This window comes from Haladaptatus sp. ZSTT2 (assembly GCF_037081775.1).
Lineage (GTDB): Archaea > Halobacteriota > Halobacteria > Halobacteriales > Halococcaceae > QDMS2.
The window spans coordinates 1739959-1763946 of the sequence record NZ_JBAMHQ010000001.1 but is presented as its reverse complement, the minus strand read 5'-3'; the positions used below and the strand labels follow the sequence as shown (position 1 = coordinate 1763946).

Annotated in this window: 24 protein-coding genes; 13 read left to right on the top strand and 11 right to left on the bottom strand. The window is 62.5% G+C overall.

What is annotated here, in order from left to right:
* Positions 1-100 precede the first annotated feature (100 nt).
* Together V5N13_RS09630 and V5N13_RS09625 are read left to right on the top strand one after the other, a co-directional pair.
* A complete protein-coding gene (locus tag V5N13_RS09630) occupies positions 101-1162 on the top strand; it encodes a zinc-dependent alcohol dehydrogenase family protein (protein WP_336360586.1) in 1062 nt (353 codons plus the stop codon).
* Positions 1163-1207: 45 nt separating this feature from the next.
* Entirely contained in the window at positions 1208-1396 is a 189-nt protein-coding gene (locus tag V5N13_RS09625; RefSeq protein ID WP_332897692.1) for a DUF7470 family protein, read from the top strand.
* Here V5N13_RS09625 and V5N13_RS09620 read toward each other — a convergent pair.
* Positions 1393-1623, bottom strand: a complete 231-nt coding sequence (locus V5N13_RS09620) for a hypothetical protein (protein ID WP_336360585.1) — start codon at positions 1621-1623, stop codon at positions 1393-1395. The two genes, V5N13_RS09625 and V5N13_RS09620, sit on opposite strands and share 4 nt — an antisense overlap.
* A 127-nt stretch (positions 1624-1750) precedes the next feature.
* On the opposite strand from V5N13_RS09620, the gene V5N13_RS09615 reads away from it, so the two are divergent.
* Entirely contained in the window at positions 1751-3412 is a 1662-nt protein-coding gene (locus V5N13_RS09615) for a bacterio-opsin activator domain-containing protein (RefSeq protein ID WP_336360584.1), read from the top strand.
* 217 nt (positions 3413-3629) lie between these two features.
* Here the strand turns inward: V5N13_RS09615 and V5N13_RS09610 are convergent, their stop codons facing one another.
* The 3 genes from V5N13_RS09610 to rnz are packed head-to-tail and all read right to left on the bottom strand — an operon-like array spanning position 3630 to position 7740.
* A complete protein-coding gene (locus V5N13_RS09610; protein ID WP_336360583.1) occupies positions 3630-5603 on the bottom strand; it encodes a DUF460 domain-containing protein in 1974 nt (657 codons plus the stop codon).
* 48 nt (positions 5604-5651) lie between these two features.
* Entirely contained in the window at positions 5652-6842 is a 1191-nt protein-coding gene (locus V5N13_RS09605) for an MFS transporter (protein ID WP_336360582.1), read from the bottom strand.
* Positions 6820-7740, bottom strand: a complete 921-nt coding sequence (gene rnz, locus V5N13_RS09600) for a ribonuclease Z (protein WP_336360581.1) — start codon at positions 7738-7740, stop codon at positions 6820-6822. Before rnz ends, V5N13_RS09605 begins: the two co-directional genes overlap by 23 nt.
* Positions 7741-7895: 155 nt before the next feature.
* Between rnz and V5N13_RS09595 the strand changes: the two genes are divergently transcribed.
* Complete coding sequence (locus V5N13_RS09595) at positions 7896-9041, top strand: DUF4382 domain-containing protein (protein ID WP_336360580.1); 1146 nt, start codon at positions 7896-7898, stop codon at positions 9039-9041.
* A gap of 39 nt (positions 9042-9080) precedes the next feature.
* The gene (locus V5N13_RS09590; protein ID WP_336360579.1) at positions 9081-10079 is read left to right on the top strand and encodes an AAA family ATPase; all 999 of its coding nucleotides are present in this window, start codon (positions 9081-9083) and stop codon (positions 10077-10079) included.
* Position 10080: 1 nt separating this feature from the next.
* On the opposite strand, the gene V5N13_RS09585 is transcribed toward V5N13_RS09590, so the two are convergent.
* Entirely contained in the window at positions 10081-11298 is a 1218-nt protein-coding gene (locus V5N13_RS09585) for an MFS transporter (RefSeq protein ID WP_336360578.1), read from the bottom strand.
* A 378-nt stretch (positions 11299-11676) separates the two neighbouring features.
* Here V5N13_RS09585 and V5N13_RS09580 point away from each other — a divergent pair, with 378 nt between their 5' ends.
* Positions 11677-12819: a D-glucuronyl C5-epimerase family protein gene (locus tag V5N13_RS09580; protein WP_336360577.1), complete on the top strand. Its 1143-nt coding sequence runs from the start codon at positions 11677-11679 to the stop codon at positions 12817-12819.
* Here V5N13_RS09580 and V5N13_RS09575 read toward each other — a convergent pair.
* Positions 12786-13790, bottom strand: coding sequence for a THUMP domain-containing protein (locus tag V5N13_RS09575; RefSeq protein WP_336360576.1), 1005 nt, complete (start codon positions 13788-13790; stop codon positions 12786-12788). The two genes, V5N13_RS09580 and V5N13_RS09575, sit on opposite strands and share 34 nt — an antisense overlap.
* A gap of 111 nt (positions 13791-13901) precedes the next feature.
* Here V5N13_RS09575 and V5N13_RS09570 point away from each other — a divergent pair, with 111 nt between their 5' ends.
* On the top strand, positions 13902-14462 hold the full coding sequence (locus tag V5N13_RS09570) for a TATA-box-binding protein (RefSeq protein WP_332897681.1): 561 nt from the start codon (positions 13902-13904) through the stop codon (positions 14460-14462).
* Positions 14463-14504: 42 nt separating this feature from the next.
* Entirely contained in the window at positions 14505-14879 is a 375-nt protein-coding gene (locus tag V5N13_RS09565; protein ID WP_332897680.1) for a DUF7473 family protein, read from the top strand.
* Here V5N13_RS09565 and hisG read toward each other — a convergent pair whose 3' ends face one another.
* Positions 14880-15728 (bottom strand): ATP phosphoribosyltransferase, encoded by an 849-nt coding sequence (gene hisG, locus V5N13_RS09560; RefSeq protein WP_336360575.1) that lies wholly within the window; start codon positions 15726-15728, stop codon positions 14880-14882.
* 88 nt (positions 15729-15816) lie between these two features.
* Here hisG and V5N13_RS09555 point away from each other — a divergent pair, with 88 nt between their 5' ends.
* The 3 genes from V5N13_RS09555 (at position 15817) to V5N13_RS09545 (ending at position 19484) form a co-directional block, all read left to right on the top strand.
* Positions 15817-17103 carry an amidohydrolase gene (locus V5N13_RS09555; RefSeq protein WP_336360574.1) on the top strand — a complete coding sequence of 429 codons (1287 nt, stop codon included), beginning with the start codon at positions 15817-15819 and terminating at the stop codon, positions 17101-17103.
* A gap of 215 nt (positions 17104-17318) precedes the next feature.
* A complete protein-coding gene (locus V5N13_RS09550; protein ID WP_336360573.1) occupies positions 17319-18068 on the top strand; it encodes a hypothetical protein in 750 nt (249 codons plus the stop codon).
* Between the two features lie 129 nt (positions 18069-18197).
* Entirely contained in the window at positions 18198-19484 is a 1287-nt protein-coding gene (locus V5N13_RS09545; protein ID WP_336360572.1) for an adenosylhomocysteinase, read from the top strand.
* Between the two features lie 10 nt (positions 19485-19494).
* On the opposite strand, the gene V5N13_RS09540 is transcribed toward V5N13_RS09545, so the two are convergent.
* Positions 19495-20307 (bottom strand): formate/nitrite transporter family protein, encoded by an 813-nt coding sequence (locus V5N13_RS09540; protein WP_332897675.1) that lies wholly within the window; start codon positions 20305-20307, stop codon positions 19495-19497.
* Between the two features lie 115 nt (positions 20308-20422).
* Between V5N13_RS09540 and hjc the strand changes: the two genes are divergently transcribed.
* On the top strand, positions 20423-20860 hold the full coding sequence (gene hjc, locus V5N13_RS09535) for a Holliday junction resolvase Hjc (RefSeq protein WP_332897674.1): 438 nt from the start codon (positions 20423-20425) through the stop codon (positions 20858-20860).
* On the opposite strand, the gene V5N13_RS09530 is transcribed toward hjc, so the two are convergent.
* Positions 20857-21528 carry an SWIM zinc finger family protein gene (locus V5N13_RS09530; RefSeq protein WP_336360571.1) on the bottom strand — a complete coding sequence of 224 codons (672 nt, stop codon included), beginning with the start codon at positions 21526-21528 and terminating at the stop codon, positions 20857-20859. The two genes, hjc and V5N13_RS09530, sit on opposite strands and share 4 nt — an antisense overlap.
* Before the next feature lie 214 nt (positions 21529-21742).
* Here V5N13_RS09530 and V5N13_RS09525 point away from each other — a divergent pair, with 214 nt between their 5' ends.
* On the top strand, positions 21743-21946 hold the full coding sequence (locus tag V5N13_RS09525; protein ID WP_332897672.1) for a DUF7472 family protein: 204 nt from the start codon (positions 21743-21745) through the stop codon (positions 21944-21946).
* On the opposite strand, the gene priL is transcribed toward V5N13_RS09525, so the two are convergent.
* Positions 21943-23025, bottom strand: a complete 1083-nt coding sequence (gene priL / locus V5N13_RS09520; protein WP_336360570.1) for a DNA primase regulatory subunit PriL — start codon at positions 23023-23025, stop codon at positions 21943-21945. The genes V5N13_RS09525 and priL overlap by 4 nt on opposite strands.
* A 121-nt stretch (positions 23026-23146) precedes the next feature.
* Positions 23147-23890 carry a DNA polymerase sliding clamp gene (locus tag V5N13_RS09515; RefSeq protein ID WP_332897670.1) on the bottom strand — a complete coding sequence of 248 codons (744 nt, stop codon included), beginning with the start codon at positions 23888-23890 and terminating at the stop codon, positions 23147-23149.
* Between the last annotated feature and the right edge of the window lie 98 nt (positions 23891-23988).

Genomic DNA, 23988 nt, shown 5'->3' with positions numbered 1-23988 from the left:
TATCGGGAGGGCATTTAAGATTTGCAACCTCGAGCGAGCGAGGACACCGCTGACTGCCGTCTCCCGCACACTTAACCGCGCGTTTAGTGAACTGGTACCAATGCGCGCAGTAGTGTTTCAGGGTGCGGGGGAACCGCTCACGATAGAGGACGTACCGGAACCAGAATGCCAGTCACACGGCATCGTCGTCGAGACGGAGGCGTGTGGCATCTGTCGGTCTGACTGGCACGCGTGGCAGGGCGACTGGGACTGGGTTGGCGTGAAACCGAAACCCGGCCAGATTTTCGGCCACGAACCCGTCGGCATCGTCCGCGAGGTCGGCTCTGACGTGACGCGATTCGAGGAAGGCGACCGCGTCACCACGCCGTTCAATCTCTCCGATGGAACCTGTCCGCACTGTCGTGCGGGGCGGGCGAACATCTGTGAGAACATCGTCCCGCTTGGCTTCGTCGGCATCGCACAGGGTGCGTTCGCAGGGCAGTTCGCGCTCCCCGACGCAGACCACAACGCCGTCCGCCTCCCCGACGACGTAGACCCCGTTTCGGTCGCGGCGCTCGGTTGTCGGTTCGCCACTGCCTTCCACGGTCTCGCCCACCGCGTCTCAGTAAACGCCGGCGACTGGGTCGCCGTCCACGGCTGTGGCGGCGTTGGGCTTTCAGCAGTGCACATCGCCGCCGCGCTCGGCGCGACCGTCGTGGCCGTGGACATCGGGGAGTCCAAACTCGACAAGGCCCGCGAGCTGGGCGCACACGAGACGGTGAACGCCACCGAGGTCGATTCGGTCACCCGCGAAATAAAGCGCCTCACGGGCGGCGGGGCGAACGTCTCGGTCGATGCGCTCGGCATCGAAGAGACGTGCCAGAACTCGGTGAACTGCCTCGTGAAAGGCGGCCAGCACCTCCAAATCGGGCTGACGACGAGCGACGAACAGGGCGAAATTGCACTCCCGATAGACGCCATCGCCATGGGCGAAAAAGAGATCTACGGTGCGTTCGGGATGCAGCCAAACCGCTACGACGAAATCTTCCGCATGATTGCAAACGGGAGCCTCGACCCCGGCAAAATCGTCTCGGAGACGGTTTCGCTCGATGCCGTCCCCGAGAAGCTCGCGGCCTTATCGGACTTCGAGTCGGTCGGCATTCCGGTCGTCAACGAGTTCTGAGCCGCCATCATCGCACTTAAGCGTCCGCGCCGAAAGTCCCGGAGTATGTTGGACAAACTCGGTACCGCAGGCCTCGTTGGCCTCGTCGTGCTGGTCGCCGGACTCGGTGTGATTGCCGTTGCAGACCCGCTTATCGCCGCCGGACTCGCGCTCGTGCTCGTCGGCGTTGGGCTCGTCGCAAAAGGACTCGTCTCGGGGCTGCTCTCTGCGTTCGGGATGGGCGGGATGTTCTAGTTGCGCGAGAGCAGATACGCGAACAGCCCGGCCGTCCCCGTCATCACGTTGAGCAAGAACAGCGTGCCCACAAACGCCCCCCAGTACGACGCGCGCTTTTTCCCGCTTCGTTGTGCGTCTCTGTAGACACACGACCCAGCAAGCACCGCTAACACCGTGTTAAAGATAAGGAAGAGAACCAGCAACACCCCCAAATCGGGACCACCAGCGAGGGCGAACGAAACCATATTTCTCAATCGTTGCACAACTGGTAAAAGCTTGCTGGCCCTTTAGATAGCGTCTGAGACTGTGTTCGGTGCTGATGTATCGTCACCTGCACAGACTTTATCAGCCTCCCTTGCACAACGTTAGCTAGTGGCGCGCGAAACCGACGCCGCCCAGTCGGAAGCGATTACGTCGACGATTCTCGAAACCAGTCCGGTTGGCATCGCCGTCTTTGATGGCGATGCGACAATCGTTCGCGTAAACGACCGTCTCGCAGACCTGCTTGGCGCGGCAAAGGACAAAATCGTCGCGAAAATCACCCGGCTCGAAGAGTGGCCCGTGTACGACGAGACGAGAACCCACGTCCCGAAAGCAGACCTCCCGATTCGGCGGGTGATTCTCACCGGGAAGCCACTCTACAACCAAGAGTACCAAATCCCCCGGAGCGACGGCGAGTGGCTGTGGTGTTCGCTGAACGCTGCCCCGATTTTTGACGACGACGGGTCGGTCGCATTCGTCGTCGTCTCGGTCGAAAACATCACCGAGCGAAAGGAGCGCGAACAAGCGCTCATCGAGCAGCACGCGGAGCTACAGACGGTCAATCAGATTAACAGCGTCATCAGAGACATCAACCACTCGCTCGTCGGGGCGACGACGCAGGAGGAGATCGAAACCGCCGTCTGTGACTGTATCGCCGCCTCAGACCTCTATACGTTCGCGTGGATTGGCGTGCGACACGCGAGCGGCATGGGGGTGGTTCCGCGAGCGAGCGCAGGCGTCGATGATGCCTACTACGACACGCTGAAATCGCTCGCCCGAAACAGCCCCGAAGACGCAGAGCAGTGGCCCTCGGCGAAGGTGTTCACGACGGGAACGTACTACCTCGCAGACAACGTTTTGAAGATGACGGCCATTCCCGAGTCAATCCAACACCAGTCACTGCGCCTCGGTGGCACGTCGTCGGTGGCAATCCCGCTGGTGTACGACACGACGGTGTACGCCGTGTTGGTCATCTCGACCGACCGCGAGGATGCGTTCACCACCGGAGAACTCGACGTGCTCTCCGAACTCGGCGAGACGATTGGCTACGCCATCAACGCCAGCCAAGCACGGCGGCTGTTGTTCACCGATTCGGTCATCGAACTCGAATTCGAAATCACAGACGAAAACGCCGTGTTCGCAAAGCTCTCGCGCGAAGCGCCGTGTCACATCGAGATACACCAACTCGTGACTCGCAACGACGGCGGAATCGTCCTCTACTGTGAGGTGAGCGGTGCGCCAGCCGACAGAGTAGAGCAGACCGCGCGCGCGTTTCCCGAGGTCACAACACTGAGACGCATCCGCGAAGACAACGGGACGGCCCTGTTCGAGTTCAACGTGTCGGCCCCGTCTGCGACCAAGTCGCTCATGGACCTCGGCGGGCAGATTACGCGCACAGTGTCGACAGACGGCGTGACCCGTATCGTCGTCGAGTTCGCGCCCGAAGCAGACATCCACGCCGCCGTCCACGCGGTGTCTGATATCTACCCGAATGCCACGCTCACCGCAAAACGCGAGCGTGACCGTCCGGTCGAGACCACGCGCGAGTACAGGCACAAACTCAACGAGCAACTGACCGACCGCCAGCGCGACGCACTCAGCGCTGCCTACCACGCGGGCTACTTCGACTGGCCACGTGGTTCGACCGCAGAGGAAATCGCCGCGTCGATGGGAATCTCCTCTGCAACGTTCCACCAACACCTGAGAGCGGCCCAACGAAAGCGGTTAGCGGCGTTTTTCGACAAGGATGGCGGAGGAAACCTACACACATAGGCATCGCCTTTGTACGGGTGCGCGCGCAACAGACAACTGCCTCTCCGGGAAGAGGTGTCTCTAACAGGGTGTAAAGTGGGGTAGGGGGGAGGGGCCGTTTCCGGCACCTAATGCCACTCCAACGTGGAAAAATGCCACACTGTTGGAAGTAGCATGGATACGTAGGGGGGTGAATGGGTTAAACGTGCCCCTAGCTGACAACCGTTTTTAATTAGATCTAGTCACTCTCACCGTGCCCAGCACGATGCTCGCTGATGAGGCGGTCTATCATCGCCTCTTGTTGCTCTTTCTGGCGTTTTTCGGCGCGCGTCTCCCACGCATCGATGACGGCATTCACGTCACTTTCGCGCGCTACCGCGAGGTCGTCTATCTCTTGAATCGTAACTTTTGTCGAATCTCCGACAGGAATGTCGTGGGCAAACAACACCGCTTCCGCGGCGTCGGAAAGCGTCCCGTGTTTGAGGACGACGCGTGGCTCGGTTGCGGCGAGCGCTTCCGCGGTACTCCGGCCCGCCCCGCTCGCGTCCCTGAGATAAATCACGTCGTCTTTCGCCAGTCCGTAGCGGTCTTTCGTCTCCGAAATTGCGCCTTTCGTGAACTGTGAGAGGGGTTTGACCGAGACGAGGTCGGTGCCGCCCGCGACGTCTGCAAGATTCGAGTGGTCGATGCGCCAGAGGTCTTTGAGCCGTTCGAGTTTGTCAGCGAGTTCTTCGTTCGTCGATTTTTGTGCGGCGAGTTCGCGCTTCAAACGCTCGTTATCGCGTTCGACGCGGGTGATTTCGCGGCGCTCGCGCGCCTCTTTTCGCTCCTCGCGGCGGGCCTGTGATAGCTCAGTTTCGTACTCGGTGAGGCGCTCGTTTTTCGTTGCAATCGTCTCACGAAGGTCTTCGACGTGTGATTGGAGCCGACCGACCTGTGCTTCGAGGCGTTTGATACGCTTTTCTTCGCGCGTCAGCTCGCGCTCTGTGTGTTCCGTCTGCTCCTCTTCCGGGTCGTCGTCTGCCAGTAAGTCGTCCAACACGGCTTCGACGGTTTCGCCACCGGCGAGCACACGGGCGGTCACCTCGCCGCGGTCTACAGGCGCGGGGACTTTCCGCGCGATGCGGTCGAACTGGTCTTCGTGGGCGTCGTAGGCGAACAGCGCCGCGGCCATCGCGTCGCGTTCGTGGTCGTTGTCGTAGCCCTCCTCGCGGGTGCGGTGTTGTTTTTCATCGACGGGCAAATCGCTCGTCGGTTCCCACGCCGCCGCAGTGAAACTGCGACGGAACTTCTCGACGGTCTCTGGCATCGGCGTCACGTCCGCGGCGACGAGAATCGGTCGGCCGCGCTCGATAATCCACTCGATAACCGCCGCCGTATCCGCGGTGCGCGTAGAGAGCACGTCGAGCACTTCGCCGTCTAAGCCGACGATGGCGACGCCGGTGGTCGTCCCGGGGTCGATGCCCACGAGGACGTGGTCGCGGCGCTGTGCAAGCGGGCGAAACTCGATGCCGTCGCGGCGCTCGCGCTCCATTTCGACGCGCACGTCACCGGAGCGGTGGGTCGTCACTGGAATCTCTGCGGGCCGGCCCTCGACCGTGAAAATAGCCCTTGAATAGCCACCGTACTTCTCGGTCACGGCTTTCTCGAAGTCGAGGCCAACGTCTTTGAGCGTGGCTTCGACTTCGCGAGTACGGGTTCTAACCGCGCCGTGAATCCGCCGCGTAAAGCGGTCTTCGCTCCAGCCGCCTTTGCCGGTCGAGCGCCCGCGCGACACCTTGATTCTCGTCGTGTTCGTGAACGCAGACACCTCATAACCGACGTTCGCAGCGGCGAGTCGGGCCGCCGCTTCTGCTTCCTGCATCGGGTCTTTGCCGTAGGGGACGCCGTGGCGCGAGGCTACCCTTGAAAGGGGTTCGGGGCGTTCGTCGCCGGTCACCTGCACGAGTTTCGTCTCGCTCGGGAGTTCGCGCAGAAAGTGGACGAGGGCGTCCTTGTCCGCGGCGAGTTCGTACATGTTGTCGGTGGCGACGATGGCCGGTTGGTCGTGCTGGATGAGCCGACGAAGCTTGCGGAAGGTGACGACATCGCGGTCGAGTGACTCGCCGGTGAAAGCAACGAGGGCGAAGGAGGGCGCGTCACCCCGGATGTCGCCGCTTTGCACGTCAACCCCGAAAATCAGGGCGTCGAGGGCACTCGTTCGAGTACTCACACGGTCGGTTAGGGCGCCTTGTTACTTAAACTCACGGCGGCACCCGCCTCAGGCGGTTTGTCTGACCACGCCGCCAAAGAAGAGAGCGGCGACGAGGGCGAAGACGACGAGCACGCGCCATCCCGCAGCGTAGCCGTTCACGTCCGCGACGTAGCCGAACAAGGGCGGGATGACGAGCGCGCCGGAGTTGAGTGCGGTCTGCGCGCCTGCGGTGGCCGCCCCCACCTCGTCGGGCGCGACGAGCATCGTCACCGAGGCGTGGTACAGGCCCGTAAAGCCGAGGACTGAGAGGCCGAGCAGCGCGAACACAGCAATCGCGGTTAGGCGGGCGTCGGCCAGCGGAAGGAGGAAAAACAGCGCCGCAGAGCAGAGCGCGAGGACGACCATGATGAGTGCGCTCCCGCGCACCGACTCGCCCGGGAGCCGGTCTGCGAGCCCGCCAAAGGCGATTCTTCCCGTACTCCCCATCACTTGGACGAGTGCGAGGGTAAGCCCCGCAACGCCCACCGAAATCGAGATGGATTCGGTGAGGTAGGGCACGAGGTAGCCCGTCATCGTGAACAGCGTCGCGGCGAGGAACACCCCGCCCACGATGAGCAGGACGTAGGCTCGGTTGTCCGCGAGGCCGCGCACGTCCGGGATGGCGAGTGCGCCCGTTCCAGCGCTCCCGTCGCGGTAGCCCTGTGAGAATGCGGCGGTGACGAGAAAAGCGAGGCCGGCGGCGACATAAAATCCCGCATCCCACGGCACGCCAGCGCGGGCGGCGAGGCCGGTGACGACGAGCGCGCTCGCGCCTGCGCCAGCGGAGACGCCGACCTGTTTGATGCCAAGGGCGAGATTGCGCTTTGAGTTTGGCACCTTCTCGACGATGGCGCGGTTGGTCGAGGGCATCGCGGTCGCGTAGGCCGCGCCGAGGGCGAACACCGCGCCCAGCAAAAAGGCAAACGAGGAGGCGAGGGTGACCCCAAGGACGCCGAAGGCGAGCGCGACGAGCCCCGCCGTCATGACGCGTTTTTCGCCAAGGCCATCGACGGCCGCGCCCATCGGGAACAGAAAGAGGGTGTAGCCGAGGGTGAGCGTCGAGACGACGAGGCCGAGCGAGAATTTCGAGAGGCTGAATCCAGATTGGATGAGGCCCGTCGCGGCGAACACGCTGTAGTAGCAGACGCTCGCGGCGACCTGCCACGCGAGAATGACGGCGACGGTGCGCCGGGTGTCAGTCATCCGGGTAAGGGACATCGACGGTTTGGCCGTCGTGAGGGACGAACACGTCACCATCGAACGCGGCAACAGCATCCGAATGGATGAGACCCGCGTTGCCGGCATACCGCGAGGAGATGTGCGTCAGCGCGAGGCGTTTGACGCCCGCTTTTTTCGCCACTTCGCCCGCTTCGGTGCCCGTCGAGTGGCCCGTCTCGCGGGCGCGGCCTGCGCGCTCGTCGTCGAACGTCGCGTCGTGGATGAGCAGGTCTGCGTCGGTGGCCGCCTCGATGACCTCTGGGGAAGGACGGGTGTCGCCGGTGTAGACGAAGCGGCGGCCGGGTCGGGGCTTGCCCACGACTTGCTCGGGTTCGACGACGGTGCCGTCTTCGAGTTCCACAGGGTTACCGGCGTGGAGTTCTTGAAAGAGTGGGCCGACTGGGACGCCGAGTGCCTCTGCTTTTTCGCGGTTGAATCGGCCTTTGCGGTCTTCTTCGACCAGCGCGTAGCCGACCGACGTGGTGCGGTGGTCGGTTTCGAAGGTGCGAACCTCGTAGTCCTCGCCCGCGTAGGCGACCTCGTCGGGTTCGACTTCGTTGATGTGGACGGGGTAGGAGGGGTGTGCGCCCGTCGCTTCGACGAGATTCCGGATTTCGCGGCGGGTGCCGGTTGGCGTGTGAATCATGAGCGGGTCGTCGCGCCCGTTGAAGTCCCACGTCTGGACGAGGCCGGGAATTCCGAGGACGTGGTCGCCGTGGAGGTGCGTGACGAACAGGTGGGAGACGGCGAACCCGGTTCCAAAGCGCATCATCTGTCGCTGGGTGCCTTCGGCGGCATCGAACAGCAGTCGCTCGCCTTCGCGGTTGACCATCAGCGCACTGGGATTGCGCTCGGTGGTCGGCACCGCCCCACTCGTTCCGAGAAACGTCACGCGCATTGCCCGAATTTGGGCGATGGAGGATTAAACGCGCTTCGGAAACAGCCTGTGACCTGTCGAATCGTTCAACGGGAAAAACAGCCGACGTGAACCGATTGAAACGGTCGGAAACAAAGGATAGTTCTTATCCTGTAGGAATACTACGAAAGAAGCGTATGTCACAGAAACTGATTGGTTCGCTGCTCATGGCCGCCCTGCTCGTCCTCGCAGGGTGTACCGGCGGAATGGGACCGACAGACGAGACAACGACGGCGAGCGGCGGCGACGCCGCGACGACGGGAACGGTAAACTTCTACATTTCTGACCAAGAGAACGCCATCGGCGATTTCGAACACCTGAACGTCACGGTGGACGCGGTGTCGTTCCGCAAGGCTGGTGGCGACGACACGGAGGAGACCGAGACGACGACAGCTGAGGAGACGGCTGCAACGGAGACGACCGCGACCGAAACGGCGACCGAGACGACGGCGGAAACGACCGCCGAAACGACGGTGACCCAAACCACCGCCGAGGAAGCCGCACTCCAAGACGACGAAACGGAGACCGAGGAGACGGCGACGATGACCGAGGCGGAGACCGAGACTGAAGACGAATCCGAGAGCGACGACGGCTGGGAAACCTACGATGTTGACGCGAAAACGTTCGACCTGACGCAGTTGCAGGGCGAAAACGCAGAGAAGCTCTCCGAGTTCGACCTCGAAGCGGGCACGTACACCGAGGTACGCCTCCACATCTCAGACGTGAACGGAACGCTCACCGACGGCGAGAAAGTGAACGTGAAACTCCCGAGCAACACGCTCAAAATCAAATCCGAGTTCACGGTTGACGCGGAGTCAGAGACCGACTTCGTCTACGACATCACCGTCCACTCTGCGGGCAACAGCGGGAAGTACGTCATCAAGCCGGTCGTGAGCGAATCCGGCGCGAACATTCCGTACACCGACATCGGCGCGAAGGACGATGAGGAAGCCGACGCCGAAGAAGACGACGAGGGTGAGGAATCTGACGACGCAGACGACCTCTCCGTCGAGTTTGTCGGCGAAGTCGTCGCAAACGAGAACGCGACCGTGAAAGTCACGCAGGCGGGCGAACCCGTCGCGGACGCAAACGTGACCATGAACGGCGAAGTAGTCGGAACCACGGATGAGGACGGAACGCTCACCTTCAGCGCACCCGCCGAAGGCGACGTGGAGGTGAAAGCCGTCTCCGGCGACGCAGAAGGCGAAGCGGAAATCTCGCTTTCGGCGGCGGCAAACGCCTCGGCGAACGGCAACGGACAGGGCACCGAGACGGCCGCATAACCGACCGATTCTTACCCCCGCCGTTCCTTTCTTGCACTAATGGACGGGCCGCTGTGGACCGATACGCACGCGCCAACGCTTTCTGAGCTCCCCCAGCCGGAGGTACGCGACTACCTCACGCGAGCGGTGGACGAACCGCTCAATCTCGTCCTCCACGGGCCACAGGGAAGCGGAAAAACCGCCGCCGTGCGCGCACTCGCCGCGGCCGCACACGACGACCCGGATAACGACTTGGTCGAGATCAACGTCGCTGACTTCTTCAACCGAACCAAGAAAGAAATCACGAACGACCCGCGCTTCGAGCACTTCCTGACCGGGAAAAGCGACCTCCCGAAGCGCGACATGATAAACCACGTCCTCAAGGAATCGGCGAGTTACGCGCCGGTGTCGGGGAACTACAAAACCATCCTCCTCGACAACGCAGAAGCCATCCGCGAGGACTTCCAGCAGGCGCTGCGCCGGGTGATGGAGCGCCACCACGCGACGACGCAGTTCGTCATCACGACGCGCCAACCCACCAAGTTGATTCCGCCTATCAAATCGCGGTGTTTCCCGGTTCCCGTGCGCGCACCGACCGCCAAAGAGTCCGCGGACGTGCTCCAGCGAATCGTTGACGCAGAGGAAGTTGACCACGACGACGACGGCATCCAGTACCTCGCGGGCTATGGCGGGGGCGACTTGCGAAAGGCAATTTTGGGGGCGCAAACCACCTACGAGGACGCGGGCGAAATCACGATGCAGACCGCCTACGAGACCCTCGGTGACATCGGCAACAAAGAACAGGTCGAGACGATGGTCGCAAAGGCCGAAAAACGCCAGTTCACCGACGCGCGCAAGATTCTCGACGACCTGCTCGTAGACGAGGGCTACAGCGGCGGTGAGGTGTTACAGGATATTCTGTCGGTGGCGCGCTCGCGCTACAGTGGCGAGAACCTCGCACACCTCCACGAGATTGCAGGTGAGATTGATATGGATTTGGCGGAGGGGACGAGCGACCGGATTCACATTTCTCACTTGCTCGCTGAGTTGGGTCGGTAAGCTATTTTCGGCCGCCAGCCAACCGCTCTGCCTCTGGGCGCATCCGCAGTCTGAGCATCGAGAGAGTCCCGAGCGCGGGGCCGATGGCGAGCGGCGCAAACGCCCACTGCCAGCCAACGAACTCCACGAGAATCGGGATGAGTTGAATCGAGACAATCGTGAGCAGGAAGCCGATTGCGGTCTGGAGCGTGAGCGCCGTGCCGACGTAGCTGCCGTCTGCGAGTTCGGTGATTGACACCGAGAACTGCGCTGAATCGGCGATGACGGCGAACCCCCAGAGCAAGACAAACGGGGTGAGAATCCAGAGTGGTGCGCCGAAGACGAATCCCGCGGTGAGACAGCTCAGGCCGCTCACGGTCATACTGGCGCTCGTGATGGTGGTTCGGCCGAGGCGGTCTGCGGCGAGGCCAGCAAAGAGCGCTCCAAATCCGCCAACGGCGATGGTGGCGAAAGCGAGCAGGCCGGCGGTTTGCGCGGTTCCGGGCGTGCCCGCGGCGAGGCTGGCGACGAGGAAGACAGGAATCCACGTCCAGACGGCGTAGAGTTCCCACATGTGGCCGAAGTAGCCGCCGTTTGCGAGCAGGGTCGGGCGGTCGCGGAGGATGCGCACCGTCGCTCGCGGGTCGAACGGGGCGGCGGGCGACTGGTAGGGGCCTTCGGTCACGAACAGCGCCATGGCCGCGCCGACGAGGGCGACGCCCGCCGCACCGAACAAGACGGCGCGTGGGTTGCCAACGCCGCCAATGACGCGGATGAGGTGGGGGAGCGCAGAGCCGACGGTGATTGCGCCAACGAGGACGCCCACGGCCATGCCGCGGCCCGCGCGAAACCAGCCTGCGAGCAGTTTCATGCCGGGCGGGTAGACGCCCGCGAGCACCATCCCGGTGAGAAAGCGGAGCGCGACGGCGGGGAGAAGCGAGGAGACGAACGCGGCGATGGCGGCGGTCGCGCCCGCCCCGACGAGCGCCGACCCAGCGATGAGGTATTTTGGGGGAATCACGTCCGAGAGGGTGAAAATCGCAGAGAGCAGCGCTCCGGTGACGAAGCCAAGTTGGACGGAGGTGGTGAGCCACGCCGATTCACTCGGAGTGAGTCCCCACTCGGTGGCGAGTTCGGGGGCGGCCGCCGTCGCGGAGAACCACAGCGACATGATGAGTAACTCGGCGAGTGCGATGAGGAAGAGGGCACGCCACCGGCCAGCAGACGCGGCGTCAGACATTATTCAAAGAGATGACAGACACGGGCTAAAGCGTTGCTCGGATGGGCGGGGTATCGACACGAAATGCGACACGCAAAACGAGCGGTGGTGACTGGTGTGTGTCGATGACTGTGAGGCATCCCCACATCCCAGTTCAACTTGACGAAAATGCAGAACTGCCCGTAGTCACGCGATTTTAGTCACACTAGTACAGTGACCTCTCCGATTAGTGGACGTAAATGTTGACCAAAAAACATTTACAGTGACTGTCTGTCACAGTGGAGTGAATGTTACGACACGACCGACGAACCCACCTCGGGGTTCTCGGTTCCCTGGTGGGGGGTCGAGATACTTCAGAACTGTTGACAGCAATGGAAACGAGGAGCGTGAACAGACACGATGGGTAAGCGGCCACCCAGTGACCGCCTCACGAGTTCTCGGCGGCGGTTGCTCGCGCTCGCGGGCGCACTCGGCCTCGCCGGGTGTTCGCAGTTACCCCCCAACAGCGACGACTCGGGAGCGACCACTACCCGAACCACAACCACCGAGCCGACAGAGACACACACCACGGAAACGCAGACGACCACCGAGTCGCCGGAACCAACTCACGAAGCGCTGGTTGGCGAGGTCCCCATCCAGCGAACCGAGTACACCTACCGTGAGTTACCGTACGAAAAGCGCCCGCAGTTTTTCGGTGCATTCCGCAATTCACCGCCGGAGTGTCGGACTTCACCGGACGCCCTTGACAGCGTGCCGAACCTCATTCCGGCCACGGTGGACGGCGAAACCGGCCACTTCCCGCTGCGGACGACGCGGTGGCTCCTGCGCTGTCTGCACTGCTATCGCACCGAGGGCGACGCGGCGTATCTCGAAAAAGCAGAAGAGATGTCACAGGCCCTCGTTGACGACGCCGCCGTTGGCGAGAACGACGGCCTGTACTTCTCCTATCGCCTCGACAAAGCCGGCTCAAGCGCCGAGCTGAAAGCGCCGTGGTACTCCGGCATGTGCCAGGGCGTGGGCCTCTCTGCGTACACCTACTTCCACGAACTCACCGGCGACGAGAAGTACAAGAAACTCGCACAGCGCGTCTTCCAGACGTTCAAGTCCGTCAAAAGCACCACCGACGGCCCTTGGACGACGATGGTCGATTCAGATGGATATTACTGGGTTGAGGAGTACCCCTTCGAGCCGCCAACGCACGTCTTGAATGGCTATTGCATCGGTATCTGGGGGCTGTACGACTACTGGCTGCACACGAAATCCGCAGAGGCGAAACGTCTGCTCGACGCGAGCGTCACGACCATCCAACAGTACGCAGAAAACTGGCGCGTGCCCGGTGAGGTGAGCTACTATGGCTTAGACGGCCACCGACGCTGGGAACTCGGCCAGACAGAGCGGTACCCAGACCCGTATCGGGGCAACGACTACTACCACGGCGTCCACCTCATCCAGCTCGGTAAGTTGTACCAGATAACGGATGATGACTACTTCAGAGAAGTGCGCGAACTCTACGAGTCGGACGACCCCGGCGACATGTCCTGAGGAGAGAGGACGAGGATGTGGCGCGTGAGCGTCCCGTGGACGTAGCGCTTGAAGGCGTGGGTGACCTCCCAGCCCGCCGCACGGGCGGCTTCGGCCCACGGGCGGTCTGCGACGAGGACGCATTTGCTCCCGACGCGGCGGGCTTCACTGAGCGCGCCTTCGACGAGTGTTTCGAGGTCGAGGTTGGCGATTTTCGACTGGCGACCGTACGGTGCGTCGAACACCACGCCGTCTGCAACGTCGTCCCGGAGCGCGAGGGCGGTTGCGTCCCCGCGAATCACGCCGAAGTCGGCGTCGTCGGGGAGGAGCGTTCCGAGATTTTCCTCGGTGCCTCGCACCATCTTCCACTGGGCGTCGTTACCGATGGCGCGCGACCCGATGAGTCCGGCTTCGAGCAACACACCGCCGGTGCCACACATCGGGTCGACGATGGTTCGACCGGGGCCGCCACCGGCGATGTTGACGAGGGCGCGGGCGAGCAGCGGTGCCATCGACCCGGGCTGGAAGAAGGGGCGAGTGGTCGGATTCCGATCACCAAAGTCGCGGACGCTCGCGGCGGCCTCCCAGCCGAGGGCGCACACGTCGTCTGCGAACAGCGCGCGAAGCGTGTGGTCTGGGTCGTCTAAATCGACGCTGAAGCCGCGGTCTACGAGCACGCTGCCGAGTTCGCGCTCTGCCTGCTGCGTCGAGACGTTCGCGGTGCGCTGGATGTTGCGGGCGCGGACGGCGACGCTCCCTTCGCGGTCGAATGTGGCAGCAGAAAGGAGGGTGCGGGCGCTTGCGACCGAGGCGTCGGTGTGGCCAACGAGTTCGCTCGCGCGGTGGGTGTAGGCGAGTCGGGAGACGGCATCGGGGTCGATACTGCCACAGCGAGCGAGGCCGGTGGCCATCACGGAGACGCTCGTGGCGGCGCTTTCGGCCTCGCAGGCGGCGAAGGCGTGATCTTCGCCGCCGAGTTCCAGGACGTACACAGTCCGCACTCTGAAACCTCGAACAAAGAGCGTATCGGTTAAATACGCCGGAACCTGTCGGAACCGGGCACCAACATTTATAAACCTTAAATACAAGTTTTTAAACGAAACATGACTGACCCCAAGGAGACTATTAATATCGAGAACGTCGTTGCCTCCACAGGCATCGGTCAGGAACTCGACCTTCAGTCTGTCGCAATGGACCTTGAGGGGGCGGACTACGACCCCGAGCAGTTCCCCGGTCTCGTCTACCGTACGCAGAACCCGAAATCTGCCGCACTCATCTTCCGCTCCGGCAAAATCGTCTGCACTGGCGCGAAGAGTACCGACGACGTCCACGAGAGCCTGAACATCGTGTTCGACAAACTCCGTGAACTCAACATTGACGTCGACGAAGACCCGGAAATCGTCGTCCAGAACATCGTCACGAGCGCCGACCTCGGGCGCAACCTCAACCTGAACGCAATCGCCATCGGCCTCGGCTTAGAGAACATCGAGTACGAACCAGAGCAGTTCCCGGGCCTCGTCTACCGCATTGACGAACCGAAAGTCGTCGCCCTTCTCTTTGGCTCCGGCAAACTCGTCATCACCGGCGGGAAACAGCCCGTCGACGCAGAGCACGCCGTCGACAAAATCGTCTCGCGGCTGGAAGAACTCGGCCTGCTCGAGTAACTTTCGCCACACACAAGCCTTTTCGAGCACTCAACACCCAGTATGGACTCTACCGCATTGCAGGTCACTCCCGCAGAAGGCGGCCTGCTCGCGGTCGCCGGAACGTTCGTCCTTGGGGCGCTTTTTTACGCACTCACGGCGCACATCGCCGCCCGCTACGTCCTCGGAGACGTGCCCGTCACCCGCGCGCTCATGGTCGGGCCCGTGCCCGCACTCGTGACGATTCTGCTCCAACAGTACCCCGTCGCGGTGATGCTCGTGATGGGCTTTCTCGCAGACTTCCTCGCCATTCGCTTCGTCTATCGCGTCAGGCTCAAAACGGGCGGCCTCATCACGGTCATCCACTACACCGTGACGGTGCTCATCGCGCTCGTCCTCGCAAACCTCTTGGCGCTGCTCAGTACCGCACCCGTCTGATTATTCGACAAGGCGTTCGATTTCGGTCACCAAAATCCCGGACGCGCCGAGCTGTTTGACCTCGGTGATGGTCTCGAACACGTCGCGTTCGTCAACGACCACATGAACTGCGACGGCGTCGCCGCCCGCGATGTCCATGACCGTTGGCCCGCCGAGACCGGGGAGCGCCTCGCGGATGGCGTCTAGCTGGTCGCGCGGGACGTTCATCATCAGATAGCGCTTGCCCTCTGCGTGTAACACGGAGTTGAGCGCGGTCTTGATTTGGTCCACCTTGGCGTCGTCAACCACGTCATCGCGAGCGAACAGCCGGACAGAGCTGTTCAGCACTTCGTCGAGGATGGCAAGCCGGTTGACGCGAAGCGTTGTCCCCGTTGAGGTGATGTCGATGATGGCGTCGGCCATATCGACGTGCGGGGTGAGTTCGGTCGCGCCCGTGACCTCCACGATGTCAGGGTCGATGTCGCGTTCTGCGAAGTAGTTGCGCGCGATGTTCGGGAACTCGGTGGCGACGGTTTTCCCCTCCAAGTCATAAATTTCCTCGATGTCGCCGTCTTCGGGCGCGGCGAGGACGAGGCGACACTGGCCGTAGCCGAGGTCTAAGAGGTCGGTGAGGTTCGTGACCCCGGATTCGTGTTTCTGGTCTAAGCCCGTGATGCCGATGTCTGCCGCACCGTCTGCGACGTACTCGGGGATGTCTGCGGCGCGGACGAACAGAATCGTCACGTCGGGGTCAACCGTGCTGGCGTAGAGTTTGCGGTCTGCGCCGTCCACGACATGGAGTCCTGCGCGTTCGAGCAGGTCAATCGTCGGGTCGTGCAGTCGGCCTTTGTTCGGCACGGCGATGCGCATATGTTCGGGCGAAGGAGGCGAAGGGGCAACTGTGTTTCGTCCGTGACAGACCGGTGGCTTTTCGCCAGCCGACACAGAATCTCCGGCCATGACTACGCTCCAGATTACCGGCGGGACGGTGCTCCGACCGGACTTTTCGGTCGAAGCCGCAGACGTGCTCGTAGACCAAGACTCGGGCACGATTCTCGCCGTGGGTGACGTGGAAGACGGCGACGAAACGCTCGACGCGTCGGGGTCACTCGTCATGCCGGGGCTCGTAAACGCCCACTGCCACGTTGCGATGACGCTCCTGCGTGGCTACGCCGACGACAAGCCGCTCGGGGAGTGGCTGCGAGAGGACATCTGGCCCGCAGAGGCCGAGTTGACGCCGGAAGACGTGCGCGCCGGAGCCGAGTTGGGCATCGTCGAAATGCTCAAAGCCGGTGTCACGACGTTCGGAGACATGTATTTCGAGGTTCCAGAGGTTGCCGCCGCCGTCGAGGAGTTGGGCGTCCGCGCCCGCATCGGTCACGGCATCGTCACGATTGGCAGAGATGAAGAGGCCGCATGGGACGACATCAACGAATCCTTCGACGTGGCCACCGAGTTCGACGGCGCGGCAGACGGCCGCATCAAGACGGCTGTGATGCCCCACAGCCTCACGACGGTCGGCGAAGAATACTACCGCGACTTCATCCCGCAGGTGCGCGAGGCGGGCCTCTCGCTACACTACCACGCGAACGAGACGGTGAACGAAGTCGAGCCAATCGTCGAAGAACGCGGCGAACGCCCCATCGAGTACGCAGACGACCTCGGCATGCTGGAAGCAGACGACTTCTTCGCCCACGGCGTCCACCTCAATGAAACCGAGATTTCCCTGCTCGCAGCCCGCGAAGCCGCTGTCGTCCACTGCCCGGCCTCGAACATGAAACTCGCGAGCGGAATGGCCCCCGTCCAGAAACTCCGCGACGCGGGCGTAACCGTCGCACTCGGCACGGACGGCGCGGCCTCGAACAACGACTTAGACCTCTTCGATGAGATGCGCGACGCCGCGATGCTCGGCAAACTCGCCGCACAGGATGCGAGCGCCGTGCCCGCGGAAGCCGTCGTGGAGATGGCGACGCAAGGCGGCGCAGACGCGCTCGGCTTCGACGTGGGTCGCCTCGAGGAAGGCGCGAAAGCCGACATCGCCGTCGTGGACTTCGACGCGCCACACCTGACGCCCGCCCACGACTACGTGAGCCACCTCGCCTACGCAGTCCGCGGGTCTGACGTGCGCCACACCGTCTGTGACGGACAGGTACTCATGCGCGACCGCGACGTACTCGTCGCAGACGAAGACGCCATTCGTGAACGCGCTGCCGACGCCGCCCATGCACTCGTAGAGCGAGTCTAAGTTCCGGCACGTTTCCGAATTGTTGGATTTTTATCGTGAGCCGGGGACAGTATGTGTCCGAAGACACAACATTCGATATAAACGTCGAGAAGTGTTTTTGAACCGTTAAACCTGATTTGAGCGGCTATTTTTTCTCGGATGAACTGAAAGAACCACACAAAACTGAACTGAACAAAAATCTGTATTTATCCCTTTTCCAGAATATCACTGAATCGATGAGCTCGAAACCAAAGCTATTCGCAGTCGCCGCCGTCCTGGTAATGCTGCTCGCCACCGTCGGCCCGGTGGCTGCGTTCGCCGGAGACGACACCGCCGGAAACGACTCGATGTCGACGGCGGGTAACGACGCACCGCTCGCCATCCACGTGAGCGAGACCGAAGAAGACGCTACCGTCACGGTGACCAACGGCACAGAGCCGGTCGCGGACGCGACCGTGAACGTCACCGCCCTCGGTGATGCCAGCTACACGGGCGAAGGTAGTTACACGACCGACGAGAACGGCACGGTGATCCTCGCAACCCCGGACGAGGCAGTCGAAGTCGAACTCGTCGCCACCGCGAACGGCGAGAACGCGACCATGACCACCGTCCTCGGTGACTGGGAGCCGACGTACGATGACGATGCGCCATTCGGCCAGCACGTCTCTCGATTCGTCCACCACCTGTTAGACCGCGACGACCTTGACGACGACAAACCGTTCGGTCAGATGGTGCGCGAGTTCGTCCACAACCAGAAAGACAAGGCGAACGACCACGCGAAGAAACACGACCAAGCAGATAGCACCGACGACCGCGACGACAAATCCGACCGTGCTGACCACGACGACGACCGCAGCGACAAGCGCGCAGACAACGCCCGCGACAACGAAGACAAGCGACCCGACCACGCTGGCCCGAAAGACAAACAGGACAAGGGTGCTGACGACAGCGACGAAGACGACGAAGAGACCGAAGAAAGCGACTGAAAACACACTCACTCAGAGGCACCCCGCTCCCGCCGTGGGATCTCCCACACCCCGATTTTCACCCACCAATTTTCAGGCACGGTAGTCGAGTTCGGTAGCGTTTTCACCCGCCTGTACAATTCTTCGCCCATGAGTGAAGCCTATCCGCCAGTGAGCGAGCATCTCGACGACGTCGAGACCGCTCGCGCTGAAGGGCGCCGCAAGATGGACTGGGCGCTCCAGCACATGCCGATTCTCCAGGCGCTCCGCGAGACGTACGAAGCCGAAAAGCCGTTTGCCGGACACGTCATCGGGATGGCGATGCACGTCGAAGCGAAAACCGCGAACCTCGTCGAACTGCTCGCCCTCGGCGGCGCGGAAGTCGCCATCACGGGCTGCAACCCGCTCTCGACGCACAACGACGTGAGCGCCGCGCTCGACGCGAACGACAACATCACCTCCTACGCCGTCCGCGGCGTCGACAGCGACGAGTACTACGACGCCATCGAGGCCGTCATCGCCCACGAGCCGACCATCACCGTAGACGACGGCATGGACATGGTCGCCGCCATCCACGAGAGCCACCCCGAGCTCATCGACACCATCATCGGCGGCGCAGAGGAGACGACCACGGGCGTCCACCGCCTGCGCGCGATGGACCGCGACGGCGAACTCAAGTACCCCGTCTTCGCCGTGAACGACACGCCGATGAAGCGCCTGTTCGACAACATCCACGGCACCGGCGAGTCCAGTTTGGCGACAATCGCCATGACGACGAACCTCTCCTATGCGGGCAAAACCGTGGTCGTCGCCGGCTACGGCTACTGTGGCAAGGGTGTGGCGAAGAAGGCCGCTGGTCAGAACGCCCACGTCGTCGTCACGGAAGTCGACCCACGCCGCGCGCTCGAAGCCCACATGGAGGGCTATGAGGTGCTGCCAATGGCCGACGCCGCAGAAATCGGTGACGTGTTCATCACGACCACCGGCAACCGCGACGTCATCACCCGCGAGCACTTCGAGGTCATGAAAGACGGCGTCTTGCTCGCAAACGCGGGCCACTTCGACGTCGAAATCAATCTCGACCAGCTCGACGACCTCGCAGCGAACGTCTACGAGGCACGCGACGGTGTCATGGCCTACGAAATGGCCGACGGGCGCGACCTGAACGTCCTCGCCGAAGGCCGTCTCGTCAACCTCGCAAGCCCAATCGCACTCGGCCATCCGGTCGAAGTGATGGACCAGAGCTTCGGCGTGCAGGCCGTCGTGGTCGAAGAACTCGTCGAGAATGCTGAAAAGTACGACGCAGGCGTCCACGAGGTTCCAGACGAACTCGACCGCCGCGTCGCAGAAATCAAGCTGGAGGCAGAGGGCATCGACTTCGATGCGCTCTCAGAGGCCCAAGCCGACTATCTCGGTAGCTGGGACCACGGAACGTAGGGTCACGACGCTATTTTGCGCCACGGACGACGTGGCCGTATTTGAGCAGTGAGACGAACACAGCGCCGCCGATAGCGTTGCCCACCGTTGCGAGCACGAGGAAGTGCAGGTAGTCGAGGACGCCGAGTTCGGGGACTAAAAACAGTCCCGCGAGCACTTCGACGTTGCCCGCGATGCTGTGGGGCAGTCCGGCCATCCCGATGGTAACGGTGACGAGCCAGACGAAAAAGACGCGGCTGATGGTCTCTTGGGCGGCGGCGACGAGCCACGAGAGCAGACCCATGAGCCAGCCAGCGAGAATCGCGGCGGTGAACAGCCCCCACGTCGAGTGTTCGGTGAGTTTCCCCGAAATCTCTACGAACGCAGCGGCGTCCGCGATACCGTACGACGGCGCGGCGGTGACGGCGATGGCGGCGAACACGATGCCGCCGATGATGTTGCCAGCATACACGATGCCCCACAGGCGGCCGAGTTGGGCGAGCGTGGCATCACGGTTCAACACGGGCAACACGGCGAGGGTTGTGTGTTCGGTGAACAGCTCAGAGCGCCCGAGGACGACGAAGATGAAGCCCACAGCGTAGGCGTTTGCGAGCGCGAGGTGCAGGAGTGGCTCGCTCCACACGTCGCCCGCCATGGTGATGATGACGGCCATCAACAGCGGGCCAAAGCCGATGTCGAGGCCCGCAGAGAGCGCGGAGAGAAACAACCCCGTGCGGGGCCGCGTGAGTTCGTTCAACCCCTCATCGATTTGCCGCGAGAGAATCGTCTTCGAGGAGGTTTGGGCCGTGACTGGTTCCTCGCCCGCGCTTGGTTCGCCACTCATGGTGCTACGCGCAGGTTCACCGATTGCCAGTAAAAGTCGTCTGGCCCCCAAGGTGGCCGACACCCCCGGCGGGTAGGGCCTTTTATACGTCCCCGGCGACCACTCTGAGCCACGAATGGCAAACTCCAACTCGAAGGGGAATCGGCGCGAGCGCGAACTCGTGAACCTCCTCGACGACGCCGGATTCGCGGTCATGCGCGCCCCCGCGAGCGGCGCGGCGACCACCCGCGAACTCCCCGACGTGCTCGCCGGCAACGGCGACGTGTTCTACGCAATCGAGGCGAAGTCTTCCTCCGGGCGACCCATCTATCTCACGGGCGAAGAGGTCGAAGCCCTCGTGTACTTCTCGCAGAACTTCGGCGCGAAACCGCGCATCGCGGTGCGCTTTGACCGCGAGGACTGGTACTTTTTCCACCCCGCAGACCTCTACGTCACCGACGGCGGGAACTACCGCGTCAAAAAGGAGACGGCGCTCGCAGAAGGCGAAGACTTGGACGAACTGATTGGAAAATCAAAGAAAACGCGGCTGTCAGACCTGAGCGACGAGACCTAGGCCGCTTGCGCCACGTCCGGAGCCGACTCCGGCGAGGCATCTACTTCTGCGGGTCGGGCGAGCCGCGAGTAGGGGAACGAGTACCGGCGCAGTCGGGTGCGTCGCAGGGTGTCACTGGGGTAGACGACTTCGACCACGAGGTCGGCTGCGTCGTAGCGGTGGTTGCCGGGATACCCGGCGACGGTCGTGTTCGCGGACGGAATCTCGACCTCATCCGCGCGGTCGGTCGTGACGCGATAGACGATGAGTCGGTCGCCCGTCTCACGGTCGGTCACGCGGTCACCGGCTTCGAGTTTGTGGTCACTGCAGAGGTACGGGCGAGGCTCGCCCCGCCGGGCGACGACGCGGTCGCCACATACCGCACATTTGGTGGTGAACTTGCCCGGTGGGGGCACCCGGCCGAGGGTGATTTCGAGGGCGACGCGGCGCAAGTGCTTGCACTTTGCGTGTCTGAGTTCGTAATCCGGGCAGGAACACTCGTGGTGAGCGAGGTCGACGACGTACGTCGCACCGCTCTCGCTATCGACGGCGTAGCGTCCATCAGGAAGCTGTCGGACGGCCATGCGTTCCGTCCACGCACGCGCAGACCGGCGGTCCATCCGCGAGGTGTCCGGGGCGAGTGCGATTTTTCGTGCTGGTGACGCTGGTGTTGCTTGCAAAGGCGTCATAGTTTCTGTGTGGGTAGCGACACGTCATTCGCCGTAGCGTCCGCCAACCACTCCACAGGAAATATAGGTGTTCAAAAGACGTAAAGGCTTCTTCTCACGGACGTATCAGTGTTTTTCTCCGACGTAATTGGCGTGTAAACGCCCCCCATGTTTCGACTGGAAGGGGAGCCACAGGGTTCGAAGCGCTTTTGGAGCGGGGAAGAAAACGCCGTGCATGGAATTAGAGCGGGACACAGTCCGTGAAATCGTCGTCTCGACGCTTGCGGTCGTGCTGTTCGTCGCTGCGGTGGTGGTCATCGGGGCAACATACACGAAAGAATCGCTGTCGAGTCAGGGCGCGCTCGCGCTCGTCGGCACAATCGTCGCGTTCGTGCTACTGATGGGCGTGGTTGGCTTCTGGCTCTCTCGGCAAGATTAGGCTTCTTCTGACTCGGCTTCCGCCTGCTCTGTGCGCCAGTCGGTGAGTTCGTCGTCATCGGCGTCGTCAAGCGCCTTTTCGTAGTACGCCATCGGATGCGAGATGGTCTCACACCGGTCGTCTTTGTTGACGCAGTCGCCGTAGGACTGCATGGTCGCACACGACGGCGCTGAGTACTCGGTCGGGCTGGTCGCCCCGCGGATGTGGTCTGTCTGGTAGCGCGTGATGTCCTCACCGAAGCCGGGGTTCACCTCGTACAGCGAGACGATTTCGTCCGTGTTCATCCCAATGCTCGCGAGAAACGCGGTGATGGCAAAGCGCGAGTGATGTTCTAAGTGCTCGCCTTTCTGAATCTTGTCGAGCAGCGCGGTCATACACGGCGGGAATAGGTCGGGGACGACGGTGTCGATTTCCCGAGTTAAGTCGAGTTCCGAGATGACTTCTTCTAAGTGTTCAACTTCCGCTGTGAGCGACTCCGCGATCGCGTCGGGGACGTTCAGCGGCAGGCCGTCTTCGATGCGGTGTTGGATGGCCTGTTTGAGCAAATCATAACACTCGGCTTGCGTCACCGGCACCTGCCCGTCTGCGAGTTCGCGGTTGACGAGTCGCCACTCGTCGCCCCACATATCGGCCGCGAGCAGGAGGTACGTCGCCACATCGACGCGGTAGCCCGCGCCGTCTTCGTGGACGTGACTCGTGAGGTCGAACTCGGCGAGCAACTGGTCGAACGAGAGGCGTTCGGTCTGCGTGCTCTTGAGTTCGGTTCGGTCTTCGAACTCCTCTGTGAACCGCTCGTGGGCCGCTGTGGCCTCTGCGCGGGCGTAGCGCCGGGTGCAGATGTGAACGTCCACGAGTGAGACGAGCACGCGTGCGACCGGGTAGGAGAGCAGTTCGTCGCGGACGCTTCGCACGGGTTCGCCCACGTCGCCGTCGGTGAGTGCGCCCTCCACGCGCGCCACCGCCCGTTCGACGACAGGGTCGTCCTCGCGGGCGACGAGTTCTGCGAGGTCGACACCCGCCTCTTGAACCGCCTGACGTGAGGTGGCGAGAAACGGGTATCTGGCGTGGAGTTGCTTCATTGAACTGCACCTTCTTGGTGAGTCCGAATAAATTGAATGGATTTGCTGAGAATTCGGTCAGCCGATGGGCACAACGGGCACCAGCGCTCAGGGTGCGTGGCGAAAGGAGAGAGAAGTGTGGTTAGTCGCTCTGGATGCGTGGGGCGAGCATGTAGGTGACGCTGCCCTGTCCCTCTGCGAGTTCGAAGTGGAGTTTCACCGGGAACTCCTCGCCTAAGTCGATGGTGACCTCCCCGTCTTTCGGGATGGCCTTGTTCATATCTTTCAGATAGTCGAGCGAGAACAGCGAGCGCGCTTGCCCGGCTTGGAGGTCGATGAGGTCTTCGCGGGGGAGTTCGAGGCGCACGTCGTCCGTGTCGCCCTCTGCGGACACGTAGAACAGCTCGTCTGCCTCTTCGACGCCGAGTGCGATGTGGTCTGAGACCATATCGGCGGCCTTGACTGCCCGGTCGATGTCGCGTCCCTCGATGACGACCTGTGCTGGGAGGTCCAGATTCGGAATGTCTGGTTCCTGCCGGATGGAGTCGGGGTCGATGAGCGCGAGGGTGTACTCTAAGCCCTCGATTTGGATGTGGAGCTTGCGCGTCTCCTCGTCGAGTTCGAGCTGCACAAGCTGGCCGGAGCTGGCCATTCCTGCGATGTTCTCCAGTCGGGAGAGATTAACGCCAATGACGCCGCCGTCCGCCTCGTAGGACTCGAAGGCGCTGGCATCGAGCGTAAGGTCAACCATCCCAACGTTCGCGGGGTCGACCGCCCGGATGGCGAACCCGTCCTCGTTGAGGTGGATTTTACACTCGTCTACCAGCACACTCACGGAATCAAGGGCCGTCCGGAGCGTTTCAGCGCCCACGATAGCCTTGAACATGTATTTCGGGGTACGAAAGCCCGGCATAAAAAGACTCGCGTTCGCGCCTGCGGACCCGCGCGTGCGCGATAGCCGTCAGTGAGTTTTGTGGCCAGCAA